Source organism: Mucilaginibacter aquaedulcis (genome assembly GCF_030409325.1).
GTDB lineage: Bacteria > Bacteroidota > Bacteroidia > Sphingobacteriales > Sphingobacteriaceae > Mucilaginibacter > Mucilaginibacter aquaedulcis.
In genome coordinates, this window is sequence record NZ_JAUFPR010000002.1 from 1,271,281 (window position 1) to 1,284,613 (window position 13,333).

10 protein-coding genes are annotated in these 13,333 nt (G+C 40.2%); 1 reads left to right on the plus strand and 9 read right to left on the minus strand.

Going from position 1 to position 13,333, the window contains the following annotated elements; genetic code table 11:
- Nucleotides 1-39 precede the first annotated feature (39 nt).
- The 3 genes from QWZ01_RS09780 to QWZ01_RS09790 all read right to left on the minus strand — a co-directional run bounded on the left by QWZ01_RS09780 (nt 40) and on the right by QWZ01_RS09790 (nt 4,013).
- A complete protein-coding gene (locus tag QWZ01_RS09780; protein ID WP_290323129.1) occupies nt 40-615 on the minus strand; it encodes an RNA polymerase sigma factor in 576 nt (191 codons plus the stop codon).
- A gap of 280 nt (nt 616-895) precedes the next feature.
- Entirely contained in the window at nt 896-2,680 is a 1,785-nt protein-coding gene (locus QWZ01_RS09785; protein WP_290323130.1) for a cytochrome-c peroxidase, read from the minus strand.
- On the minus strand, nt 2,664-4,013 hold the full coding sequence (locus tag QWZ01_RS09790; RefSeq protein WP_290323131.1) for an alkaline phosphatase family protein: 1,350 nt from the start codon (nt 4,011-4,013) through the stop codon (nt 2,664-2,666). The genes QWZ01_RS09785 and QWZ01_RS09790 overlap by 17 nt, the downstream gene beginning before the upstream one ends.
- A gap of 783 nt (nt 4,014-4,796) precedes the next feature.
- Between QWZ01_RS09790 and QWZ01_RS09795 the strand changes: the two genes are divergently transcribed.
- Nucleotides 4,797-5,306 (plus strand): peptide-methionine (S)-S-oxide reductase, encoded by a 510-nt coding sequence (locus tag QWZ01_RS09795; RefSeq protein WP_290323132.1) that lies wholly within the window; start codon nt 4,797-4,799, stop codon nt 5,304-5,306.
- Nucleotides 5,307-5,395: 89 nt separating this feature from the next.
- Here QWZ01_RS09795 and QWZ01_RS09800 read toward each other — a convergent pair whose 3' ends face one another.
- The 6 genes from QWZ01_RS09800 to QWZ01_RS09825 are packed head-to-tail and all read right to left on the minus strand — an operon-like array spanning nt 5,396 to nt 13,323.
- Nucleotides 5,396-6,208 carry a PKD domain-containing protein gene (locus QWZ01_RS09800; RefSeq protein WP_290323133.1) on the minus strand — a complete coding sequence of 271 codons (813 nt, stop codon included), beginning with the start codon at nt 6,206-6,208 and terminating at the stop codon, nt 5,396-5,398.
- 35 nt (nt 6,209-6,243) lie between these two features.
- Nucleotides 6,244-7,683, minus strand: coding sequence for a PA14 domain-containing protein (locus QWZ01_RS09805; protein ID WP_290323134.1), 1,440 nt, complete (start codon nt 7,681-7,683; stop codon nt 6,244-6,246).
- 26 nt (nt 7,684-7,709) lie between these two features.
- Nucleotides 7,710-9,404: an alkaline phosphatase family protein gene (locus tag QWZ01_RS09810; protein ID WP_290323135.1), complete on the minus strand. Its 1,695-nt coding sequence runs from the start codon at nt 9,402-9,404 to the stop codon at nt 7,710-7,712.
- Between the two features lie 29 nt (nt 9,405-9,433).
- On the minus strand, nt 9,434-11,044 hold the full coding sequence (locus QWZ01_RS09815; RefSeq protein WP_290323136.1) for a DUF5008 domain-containing protein: 1,611 nt from the start codon (nt 11,042-11,044) through the stop codon (nt 9,434-9,436).
- Nucleotides 11,045-11,047: 3 nt separating this feature from the next.
- A complete protein-coding gene (locus QWZ01_RS09820) occupies nt 11,048-11,770 on the minus strand; it encodes a hypothetical protein (protein WP_290323137.1) in 723 nt (240 codons plus the stop codon).
- A gap of 29 nt (nt 11,771-11,799) precedes the next feature.
- Entirely contained in the window at nt 11,800-13,323 is a 1,524-nt protein-coding gene (locus QWZ01_RS09825) for a RagB/SusD family nutrient uptake outer membrane protein (RefSeq protein ID WP_290323138.1), read from the minus strand.
- Between the last annotated feature and the right edge of the window lie 10 nt (nt 13,324-13,333).

Consider the following 13,333-nt stretch of genomic DNA (forward strand, 5'->3'; position numbering starts at 1 on the left):
ATATTTTTTTATGTTACTTATGTTAAACAAATAAAAAAATCAGGAATTCAGGAGAAAAAGAAGAAAAGTGAATATACCAAACCTCGTTTTTAATCTAAAAAGAGCATTTGATATCTGCCTATCTACAGTTTTTTCAGAAATTGATAATTTTTCAGAAATTTCTTTGTGACTAAGATTTCCCTTTCGGCTTAATTCAAAAACTTCACGCATTTTGGGAGGTAATTGTTGAATTTCCCTTTCAATTAATTCCATTAATTGTTTTTCCCTAACCAAATGATCTGTTTTAACTTGTTCTGTGCCTAAAAAACCTGCAAACGAAGCAATATATTTATCCTGCACTTCCCGATGTAAAAAGTGATCAACTATACGATTGTTGATAGCCGTAAAGAAATATCCTGCCAAATTTGATTGTAAGGAAATTGACCTTCGCTTATCCCATAAAGAAATAAAAAACTCCTGCACAATATCTTTAGCCTGTTCCTGATCATTAGAGCGTTTATAAGCGTGTATAAACAGCAAGCGATAATAACGTTGATAAAGTTCAGCATATGCAGCATGGCTGTCATTTCTTAACAGTTCAATTAGTTCATTATCATCAAGCTTTGTAACAGACATATTTATTAACACGAATATAACATTTACTATAAAATGTAAATCATTTAATGTAAGGATTCTTCATTCTTCTTATAAAGGATTCGTGCTCAGTAACACCAAAAAACGCTTTTGGTAATATGGTTACACTAATCAAGATATTATGAGCTGCGAATTAAATGATCCAAATAATAATGATTCCCGGCAAAAGTATAATTTTAAAATAAAAACTATTACTTCTGTAGATTTTATAGTCAATAAATATACGATGAGCAAAACAAGGGGTGCATTGATTTAGTACTATTTAATGACTATCAAGGGATTTTATAAATGCGATCAATGCTTCTTTTTCCTGGTATGAAAGCTTTAGCTGTTCACTACTTAATGTTTGGTTTGGGACTTTTAATCCCATGCCCCTCCCTCCACCCTTTTCATAAAAATCAATCACCTCTTCTAAAGATGTGTAAATTCCATTATGCATATATGGTGCAGTTTTAGCGCTGTTGCGAACCGTAGTTACCTTAAAAGCATGCCGGTTAAATTCCATTGGTTGAATTGCAAACAATCCGGGATCAGGATCAATTATCTTACTGTTTTTTTTCTTAGGCACGCCAATAACCTCAGCATCCATCTGTACATACCGGGGCGGTAATACACTGTTGAACAGCGGCATATAATGACAAGTTGAACAGCGGGCCTTTCCCATGAAAAGGTTAAAACCTCTGATCTCCGCCTGATTGAGCATTGCCTTGTTGCCACGCATATATTCATCAAAACGACTATTCAACGCGGTGAAGCTTCTAATATAGCTGGCAAGCGCATTCATAATTTCTGAAGTATCAATAGCAGCCCGGCTTTTGCCTGGAAAAGCATCAGCGAACAATTGGCGGTAAGTCTTATCATCCCAAAATGTTCTTGTTGAAAGTTTGATATCGCCGTACATTTCATCTTTATTACCCACCACATCATGAACCTGGTCTTCCAGTGACGAGGCACGAAGATCATAGAATTGTGCAGGCTGCAGTGCCGCATTGATCAGCGTTGGCGTATTTCTGAAGATTGTTTTCTTGCCAGTAATGTCAAGATTTTTGATCAGCCCATCTGTAAAAGCTTTGCCAGGCTGATGACAGGAAGCGCAGCTACGGGTCATAGTTCCGGAAAGCCTGGTATCAAAAAAGAGTTTTTTCCCTAATTGAATCTTTTGTGCTGTAGCAGAATCTTCAAGAGCATCAATATAAGCATTCCTGTTGAAGGCATTTTTATCAAACAGGCTTTCCGCTTCCTGATTAAGTAAACGATTGTAGCGAATATCTGGCAGGTTCAACTCTTTATGCAAATGTGTTATCCCCTGCGTGATAGGATTGGCGTGAGTTATAATAAAGTCGGCTCTATCAAAACTATTAAAGGTCACCGCTTTGGAAAGATACGCTATCCCTTGATGAAAATTTTCCTTTAAATTATTATCCCTATTCTTTTGATAATACGCAGTAACATCCCCAACGCTACTTAGGGCAACGGCCGATTCTTTAAAACATTGTTTTGCAAGCGGATCGTCAAAATCATTCAGCCCCAATATTTCTATCCTGAACACCTCCAGTTTCACGGCATCCATGATCTGCCAGTCTTTCAAGTCGGCGTGTTTAAAATAGTCCCTGTATTCTGTTGCATTAACTGCGAGTTTGCTCAATGAAGTACTGAGCTGTTTCCTGGCAGAAACAGTAATGGGAGCAAAAATCAATTCTTCCACAACCTGCAAGCCTTCGGGCTGAATAACCTGCCCGTTCAGTTCAGTTTCTGGTACAGGAGGGCCATTTACCCGTCGGGTAGTTAGCGGATCAAAATACTCAGCTGCCCATTCCATCCGCTTGTAAGCCAAGCGCATTTCTCTGAACCTGTTTTTTAAAATAGTGGTATTATTTACAGGTGTAGCCTGTAATCGGCGAACAGTTGTTAAGAATGTATCAGCCTGTAAAACCAGCCTTTCGCGAATATTTTCAGATACCGTTTCTGGCTGCCTATGAAAACTCAGCAGGCCAAGGCCGGTAATGACCAACAGGCCTGCTGTAATTATTTTAAAAGTTAAACGCATGGCTTAAAGGATCAGCGTGCTGGTCACGACTGGTAAGCGGCTTCAGCCCCCATCTTTTTTCAATAAATGCCAGGATACTCACCGTTTCATAATTGGTATGATCCACATATCCTTTTTTAGCGAATGGAGAAATGATCAATGCAGGGATACGTGAACCTGGCCCCCATTTATCAATAACAGGAGGGGCAACATGATCCCAGAAACCTCCGTTTTCATCATAAGTTAAAATGATAACCGTATTTTTGCCATTAGGGCCATTTAAAACTGCATTAATTAACTCAACAGCGTGACTTTCACCGCCTTTAACAGTTGATTCACCAGGATGCTCATTCTCCAAACCTATTGGCTTAACAAATGATACAGAAGGTAAAGTTCCCTTTTTTGCTGCCGCCAAAAATTCTGTTTCATCTCTCAGGTGTTTTTTTCTTTCAGCAGTACCTTCTGCATATCTTTTAAAATAAGCAAATGGCTGGTGATGGTAGGTAAATGTAGGATCAGGTTTGCCGGCTATAGCGTCATTCCACCCTCCTGAATACCATGCCCAGGATATGCCTTTATCAGATAAGCGGTCGCCAATGTTAGGTGCGTTTTGGTTAGGCACCAGATTTGCCCAAATTGAACCTTTAGGATGAAGATTTACCGAGTTTGAAGTATTAACTGCATAACCATCAGGTGTTACTGCACCATCTTTGATCAGTTTACCCGATACATCTACCTGGGCTTTGATAGTGGAAGGCGCATCAGGAAATACAGGAGATGCCGCCGCAATGAGCCATTGATGGTTAAGGAACGATCCGCCAAAGGCGCTATGGAAGAAATGGTCGCAAAGTGTATATTTTTTAGCGAGCTCATACAAAGGCAATTCTGCGGTATTATAATAACCCATAGTAAGCCCCTTAGTGAAATTATATAACGCGAATTTATTCATCTTTCCACCGTTGATCTGTAACTGCTCCTGGTAAAAAGCATGGGTAACGTCTGGGCTCACCTGATCGGCAGCTACATATTGATCAATATTGAAATAGTTGTTGGATAAATTGGTAGGGAAAGCGCTGCTGCGTGGTATTGGCGGGAGAGTAGTGTAAGGTTTACCCTCTGTATCAACCTGGATAATGTTTTCCGGTTTAGCATCATTAAGGCCATCGGCGCCTTTAAACTGGCCGTAAAGGTTGTCAAAGCTATGGTTTTCCATATAAATGACCACAACGTGCTGAACCTGGTTTATAGCTGGCGCATCGGGAAATCGATATGCTGAAATACCCAGGCACGTTACAACGCCCAAAATTGCCGCCGGGATTAATAATGATCTGCTGTTTAAAAATCTTTTTTTCATTACTGGTTATTGATGTGTATAAAGTTAAATCTTTTGTGCTTTTAAAGGGATGAGTTTGTTACATAATCCATTGCTTGTTAAAATAGTGACCAATATATCGTTCTGCTGTATCGCCAGATAATTTACAAGTCGCTAATGAACCTTAGATGAATTATGAACAATAAAAGAAATTCACTGCATTATAAATACAGGTTGTTATTTAGCCTGTTAAAACAGGCTTGGTGCAGTTTATGACCAGGTATTTGCTGATTGATGATGTATCAGATACGGAAACAGGATAAAAGGCTGTATCGATGATTGCTTCGCCATAAGAGCATTGTATTTATTGCCATGGCAAATGTTGTTAAACAATAAGCTATAGCCGATAACAAGCTCTGGAAATGAAAAAAGGAGATTTGCTTTACTAATAACTGAAAGCTGAATTTAGAAGAACGGGCCTCTGTTGCCGTGTGCTCAAAAGATTCATAATGATCATCTTTTTTCTTTACCAACCGTTGTAGCAGTGCAGATTTAACGGGATTTTTATCTGTGCTTGAATACCCTGTAAGCCGGTAAACTAAATATGGACGCAGCAAGAACATACACATTCCTATGCCGAATACCAATATATTTACCGTTTTTCTGTTCATTGAACTTTTTACTAATAAAGAGCTTCACAATATTAAGGTATGTTGTTGAAAAAACAAATTCCAATTGATTTAGCAGTTATGCTTTACTCATGGTTCATTTAATAACACATTTGTATGGCTTATTTGTTATTTTGCTTATTAAAGCGGGTTAAAATTGAATACATTACAAAAGATCGGTTTTGGGGGTAGTTGCCATTGGTGCACCGAAGCTATTTTTTTGTCGATCAAAGGCGTTTTGAGTGTTGATCAGGGTTGGATATCTCCCAAAAATGAGGAGGCGTTTTCTGAGGCAGTAATAGTTGAGTTCGATTCGCGCATTGTTTCATTAAATGCACTTGTAGGTATTCATCTGCATACCCACAGTTGCACTTCTACACACAGCATGAGATCGAAATATCGGTCGGCTGTATACCTGATGGATAATGCACAAGAACTCCCGGTTTTAAATGCCATTCAAGAGTATCAACATGACTTTAAAGCCCCAATAATTACCGAAGTAGTTATGTTTGGAGATTTCAGGATCAATTCACAAAATTACCTGAACTATTACTTTAAAGATCCTGAAAAGCCTTTTTGTGAAAACATAGTTAATCCTAAATTACGGGAACTAATAGCACGATACGGCAACTTAGTGGATAAAGAAAAGGTTGCCCATCTGTTGTAGATGAGCAACCTTTACAGGCACAGTTTTCGCGCCGTGCTATTTGCTTTATTTAAAAGCAGATCATTTTGCCTAATTTCTCAAACTAAATTTCATGGTTGTTTCTTATTAACTGTCCATTCTGCCATCTGAAAATCCCGGCTGCCGTTATTTGCCTTTATGCTTATCCTGTAAAATTTATAAGCCACATTATTGTTAAAATGATATATAATTCGTTGAAAACGATTTGCAAAAGTTTCATTGTTTTTACTGTGCAAATCTATCCATCGTATCCCGTCTTCTGATCCTTGCAATACCCAGCTTTTGGGATCGCGGTCTGGTGAATCATTTGCCGATGTCATTGTGTAGGCACCTGCCACTACCGCCGATTTAAGCTCAAATTTCATAACCAGATCACCTGAAAAACCCGACTGAAAAAACTTAGTATTGGAATCGCCATCAACTACCTTTAATGAGCCCTCATTTGCTGTAGGGCCACCACCATTATCGCGCGAAACGGTGAAAGTGCCGCCTATAGTAGCGAAATAGCTTTCGCCAACCTTGGTTCTGTCGAAATGCGGATCGGCTACGTTTAAAATTATTTCGCGCGCCGCTGAATAACCTTGCGAATTTCTGGCTGTTAATGTTACATGATACATGCCGTCAAAAGCGTACCTGTGTTTTGGCGCTTTTTCTGCAGAAGTACTATCATCGCCAAATTGCCATAGTATATCCTGGTAGTTGGTTGAGGTGCTGGTAAATTGATAACTTAAAAAATCTACACTATCTGTACGCACAGCTGTGAATCCCGCGGTTGGTTTTGGCACATCCGGTTCAACCTGAGTTACCGGTTTATCTTTTTTACAGCCTGCAAATAGTATGGCAACTGTTGCAAATACGGCTATAATGACTAATTTATTTCTCATGTATTTAGTTTTCATTTAACGGTAAGCAAATTGATTTATGGGGCAGGGAATAACTGACTTTGCGGTATTATACGCCGCCCATTAATATTGGCTGATGGTACCTCAAAGGTTAACCTTGCCCGTTGCCCGCCAACATTTTCCCGATGATCAGCCTCTATTTTGTAACGTTTCCCTCGTTCAAGGAAAATTTTGGCTGTACGGCTGTCTTTATCCCATTCGGTAGTAAAATCATTAATAATAGCTTTCCCATCTATATACAATCTTGAACCATCGTCCCATTCATTTTGCCAGAACACGTATTCGCCCCGCACAGGTGCAAGAAACTCGCCTGTCCAGCGGGTTGAAAAATTATCATGGCTTATCTTAGGTATCGCGGCTTGCCAAACCCCATCATTTGGCCAATCAATAGTAGGCTCTATTTGTACCAGATCAGGCTTTCTGCCATCAAAATCCAATTGCTGATTGTTTGAAAAATATTCTGCTTTTAGGCCTGTGCCGTTACCGGTTATGTATGAGTTATTATCGAGGTTTACCTCAGGCTGCACCAAAACAATCAATTTACTATTTGTAGGATGCAGGATATGCTTTGTGGTACTAACCAAACTTACTGCAAAGCCAAAGCGTTTATTAGCAGTGATGTTTGCATCAAAAACGGGCCAGCCTATAGATAAACGTATTTGCGCGGTACTCGTATTTGAATTTACCCTGATCAATGTATCCATAGTAAACTGATCAGGCTTAAGTGCAATAACATTATCGGGCAATACTTTACTGTTTACAAGAGTTGCAACAGTATCCATATTTAATTTCACTTTAACATTAAATGCGCCTGCGGGTACACCTGCCAGATTTATGGTTAATGGAATGGTAACACCGGCCGGGTTTGTAGTATAATTTTTTTGATAATCTACATTAAGTATCCCACCACCGTTCAAGAGCGATATATAATGAATATCACTTTCCTTTACCAGAGCCTTGGTATCAAGCACTACCAGGATATTTGACTGTGCTCCCTTTATCTGATTACCCTTGCCGGGATCTGTAAGTTTAAATGCAAAAGCTATGTTTTTACCGTAGTTAGCCTCAATGGTCGATAATCTTACAGCAGCCACAGATGTTGCAGTATCGGCCCCATATAAAACATTGATAACACTTGTATAATCAATTGCACTTGCAGGTAATATTACCGTATTTTTTAATGTTCCGTTATTAATGAGCTTATTTACAGTATCATTATTAAGTGTTATCCCTACCTGAAAAGCTTTTGTTGCTGGGCCGGATAATGATATTTTAAATGGAACTTTAATAGTTTCATTGTTGGCGGTTATCCCCCCGGTATTAGCCCCCGCACCGGATATGTCCCTATCTGTGTTTTTAATTAAGCTCAGATCATCAAGGTTATTTTGCCTGCAGGCTCCTGCTATCAAAATGAATAGCCCGATAATTAAACCGTACCTGTATTTTTTCATCATCATATAAATTAGTTTATAATGGTTAATTTTTATTGATCAAGCCAAACACGGCCATCAAGGCCCCAGGATTGCCTGTTGGGTATTCTGAACCAGTTTATTATTTGTGCCGGAATATCTGCAGTTTGGGGTACAAATGTGGCAAGTGCCTCTGTTGGCGGTGGGCAGATCAGGTCATTAAAATCTTCCCAGTTAAAATTTCCTTTTAACTGAAAGTCACGGGCCTGGGGTCCAATATCCCTGATTTTATCACCCTGTCCATCGGTACCGGGCCAATATGCGGCCAGGAAAGAGTAATAAGGATGCCCCTCGGTTATAGAAGTTTCGCAGGCATAATTACCGATCACGGCATCGGGTACGTCAACTTTAAAAAACCTGATATCGCTTACATACACATCGGGCGTACCATGCCCGGTACCATTTAAGTACCCCAATTTAAGCGGACTATTGTTACTGAAGCTGCCTGATGTAGTTACTTCCAGTTCGTTGTTAAAAATCCCATCAGTATAGGTTCTGATGTATCGCTTGCCCGCACGTATCTCACATTTGGCGGTTAGGGTTTGCCACCGGCCTTTTTGCAGGTCGCCGCCGCGGCATTGCCTGAAGTCGTTATCATTGGTTCCCCTCATTTCAAAATACCAGTAAGAATCTTCCAAATAAATTACCCAACCTACGCCAGGGTGACCACTTGACCATTCTTTTCTTTTACCCAAAATGCTTGGCCAAAAAAACTTGTCTTCGTTTTTTTTAACTTTTAACTCAATGGTGAATTTAGTGGTGTCATCCAGGTTAAAAATATCAGCAGTATCTATCTGTGCTCTTACACTTGAATCTTTAAAACGTATTGTACGCCCCAGGTATCTGTTACCGGTAAATGGCTTGGCTAATATTCGTTGCCTGTATTTGGGGTTATAATAAATGGTAAACGTATTTGCAGAAGTATTACTGAAAACCGTATTGTCATTTTGATTAGCAGGAATATCAAACTTACCTCCACCGCTTGAGGCTATTACAACCAACCAGTCTTCCTTGTCAAAATTTTTCCTTTTTTTCAGCGCGTCAATAATTTCACCTACGTAGCCGTCAAATTTTTCAATCGAAGCTTTATACTGAGCGCGGGAATTATCATAGCCATACCTGGCACCGGCTTCGTCAATATCATTAAAATGCCCCAGGATCAATTGCGCCGTATCTGTATTTAAATTGTTTACAAGCGCAGCTTTGATCTGTTCATCTGTATCAAACGATTGGTTTATAGCAGCGCTTTGCGTTAGCTTATCTTTAAAAATAGCCGAGGATGAAAAAGATACGATCTTAGCGTTCGGTTTCTCCTCTTTAATACGCTGAAAAAATACAGGATAGGTTTCCAGGTTGTTGCCCGCAAAATCATCAGATAATACCTTGTGTTTATCTTTTTTAACACCTGTAAGCATGTTGGCCCAATTGCTCACATCTCGAGTTGAATCCGGATCGCTCAGTGCCACCCAGCTATAAATTGAATTGGGCAACAGGGCTTTAATATTGGGTATATTGGCACTGTTGACTGATGCGCCCCTTGCACCGTCAACAATCAGGTATAGCACCTTGCGGTCACCAAACTGCGCTTTGGCAGTGTCTGTATAATCTTTATTGGGCAGGGTGCGCACAAAATCCTTATTACATGATATTGCCGCTGCGGCCAAAGCAAAAATGACAGAAAAAATTATTCCTTTATATCTATTCCACATCTCTTTTTTAGGTTATGGGTTTCTTAAATTTATTCGATAGTTACACGTATGATATTATTGACCGGCGTATTATCAAACTGATAAATTCCACCTATCAGCAATAATGCCCGTTTCCCATCGGCAGATCTGGTTTCTATAATATCTGATAAAACTCCTGAAAATGGGCCCGTTGTATTGTAATTCCCCGCGAGCTCACCTTTGGTGTTGAGCACCATAAAACCATTACGGGTAACCTGATTATACTTCTTAAAGCTTCCGGTAACTACTATGAGGCCATCATCAAGCTGGCGGGCAAAACCGGGATAACCTCCTTCAAATACATTGGCTGTAAAAGATTGGTCAAGGCTCCCATCTGTATTCAACAAAGCCATACTTATGGCCTGCTTTCCGTCATATGTTCTGAATATCCCCGTTAGGAGATATTTTTTGGTTACCGTATTGTATGTTAAAGAGGAGATGCCATTGTCAGTACCCACACCTGTCTTAAACGATTCATCAATTGTACCATCCGGGTTTAAGCGAATAAGCCGACCGGCAGCTTTTTGATCAAAAGTGGTAAAATTCCCGAACACCACTAATTTTTCAAACTGATCGGCATCTGTATGCATGTATGAGTCAATGGGTCCGTTTGCAGATGGTTGCCCTTTGTTTGTTGCAACATTAAACCGATAGGTTTTATCAAGTGATCCATCCTGGTTTAAACGAATTATCTGTCTTGCCTCTGTACTGTCAAGTATCACTGTATCACGGCTAAAATCATGATTATGCCCGGTATAAACCCGGCTCACATAATATCTGAAGTTCCCAGTGGCCAGAATCTTGTTCTGTTGTTTATAAATCTTACTTATAAAATCATTGGTTCCCCCATTAAACTTTGGAAAATACTTGGTAGTATCGGTTTGTGATGGCCTTCTGTACGTTTTTATACCAACTGTATCAACGCTTCCATCAACGCCTAAACTGGTAATATTGCTAATATTTTCGGTGCGTTGATTATAGCCGCTAAAGCCTCCTGCTATAATATACTTTCCACCAAGTTCTATAACCCTTGATAATCCTCCATTTGCAGCTTTACCTGTTCTGAATGTGCGGTCAAGTTCGCCATCAGCCGATGTTCTGACAATCCTGTTAAGGGGAGCTATTATTCCTTTATTATCATAATTGGTAAACCAGCCAAGTACCAGGTTGCGGCCATCGGCAAGTGAATATACTTGGTTCACAGAGTTATTGGCACCTGCTGTGGCTCTGAAAGAAGGGTCAATCTTGATTAGGCCATCTACCTTAAATACCGGGCCAATCACTAACTGATCGTCAATGGCAATAGAGGTGATGCCTGTGCTGCCAAAAGGCGGCACTTTAACTTTAATGGTTGATTCTGTTACTTCGGTAACCTGCCCTGCCTCACCATTGAACATAAACTTTATTTTATCCTTAAAAGGCATTAACCCGGTAGCCTTAAAAGTCACTTCGGTACCAACTGCTCCTGTTGATGGAGTAGGCAACGCATCTTTACTAAGAGTAATACCTAAGGGCGGTTTTCCATCTCCGTAGGGATCAGAAAACACTGTTTTATCCTTTTTACATGCCTCCATTGATAATAATGCAAAGGCAAACAATATGCTGTAAATAATTCTTCTCATAGTTTAATTGGATTGATGGAGGCCAGCGAAATAGATCTCTTCATAAAAATCACTTTCATTAAAGCCAAAGTATGCAGCGTTATATTGCAGCGTGTGCACTATTCCATTTTTAGGCTTGATGTCTGAAGATGATATCAGGTTGCGGAAAACAGCGTTTTCTGCATTATTGATATCATATATAAAACCAATAACCAGTGTACGCGGGCCAATGTATTTCACATTATTGGCGTCTCCATATATTACCCCAATGTTCATTACATCATTGCTGTAAGAATAATATAGAGCACCGGGATACTGGTTTTGCAGTGTGAGGTCTATCTGCGGATAATCTTTGAGCCGGTTGACGCCCTTGAACATGTACCGCTGCAAATATTTTTTCCATATGGTTGAATCAATGTCTGACAGCTTTTTTACCGTATCGCGCCCGACATCAAACAAAAACTTATTTAATGAGCCGACGGTTTTATTGTTACCGATGGTTCTTTTAATTACATCATCATCAGGAGCAAAAAAGGTAAAGTCACTTTTGCGAAATGTTTCTTCCATCCCGGCCAGCTTTACTATTTGAGCAATGGTATCAAATGGTACGGCTTTATCCTGCAAATACTGCAGCATATCGCCCGGATAATCAGCATTGGCCTTACCTCCATCTTTATAATACTCATCCCGTTTACAGCTGTTTAATACCAGCAATAAACCGGCAAAAACTATAATTATATATTTCATGTGTTTTATTATTAATTTTTCGGAATAGGTTAATTACCGCCGTTTACCCAATACATATTCAAGGTCATGAACGGGTTATTGGCAAGCGCGTTGCCATTGAGCGGCCATGTCCAGGCGCCACGGTTAAACTTATCTAAAGTGAGTACGTTGTATGACCATTCGCTGTTCATGATCCTGCGGGTACGTACAAGGTCAAAATAGTGGTGCCCCTCTCCCATCAACTCGCGCGATCTTTCCAGGAAGATAAAGTCTTTAAGGTCCTGCCCTCCTCCGCCTGTGTAACGGGTAGCCTCGGCCCTGTCCCTAACTTTGTTAACCATGGCAATGGCGGCATCGTCCTGCCCAAGTTCTGCCATGGCCTCGGCGCATAGTAATATTTCGCCGGCATACCTGAATATCATGAACGTATTGTCAGGATTTGCGTCTTCTTCACCTGTTGCAAAGGCATTTTGCGCAAACTTGAGCATCATGAACTTTCCGTTATCGGCATAAATATCCTGGTTAAACCAAATGGAAACCCGTTTATCGGCAGTACCAGGATAAAGTTTTTGCATGTACTCGCCCCTATAATAGGCAAAGCTTATCCGGTGAGTATACTCGGGTCTTTTGTAAGGATAGTGCAAAAACATATCGCCTATTGGTGCAATGTTGGCGTTCTGATCGCCATAGTTAATACTGCGATAAAACTCAAAAAGGCTTTCGTCCGATCGTCCTTTTATTACCGTTGCCCACTCAGTTAGCGGTAATAATCTGTAGGCATTACTCTTCACTAATTCCTGCCCCAGATCAGCTGTTTCCTGGTAATATTTAGTTGCATTGGGTTTATCAAAGCCGGCATTCCACATGTTCATGTTCATGATGAGCGCGATGAGGCTGCCTTTGGTTGCCCTTACACCTTTTAACGCGGGGTCGGTATAATTCCAGGGTAAGCCATCTTTGTATTTCTTAAGATCGGTAATGCATTTATTTAAAACCGACACCATGTTTTCGCGTGGTAAAGCTGTAGAGTGAAATGCATCTGTATAATAAGGCACATCTCCATAAAGCCTAACCATGTAGAAGTATGCCAATGAACGTATGAAAGCTGCTTCCCCTTCAAATTGCCTTTTCTCCGTTTCTGTTACACCGGGTACACCTGTTTCCAGTTTTGAGATCAGGATATTGGCGCTTTGTATCACCTGGTAATAACCCGTCCAATCGGTAATTAAGGCAAAATTGTAGAAATTCCAGGGTGGGTTTCCGTTGATCAAAGTAATCAGATCATTGTGGCCAAGTACTTCAACAAACGCGCGGGCCGGCCCAAGATCAGACTGGGCCTCGTGCATTACTTCGCCAGAGCGATATTCGCCGGTTGCGCCAATAAAGTGCGTTTCGTTAATTTTCCCGAAGAAGGTTCTTGACATGTCATAGATATTGGCCACAACATCATCTTTTGACTGGTAAAAGTTGTTGCCGGTCAACTTATCTATGGGTTGAACATTTAAAAATTTCTTACAGGAAGGTAAACATAAACTTACTGCCGCTGCTAAAATGTATATAACACTTTTTTTCATGATCATGAGT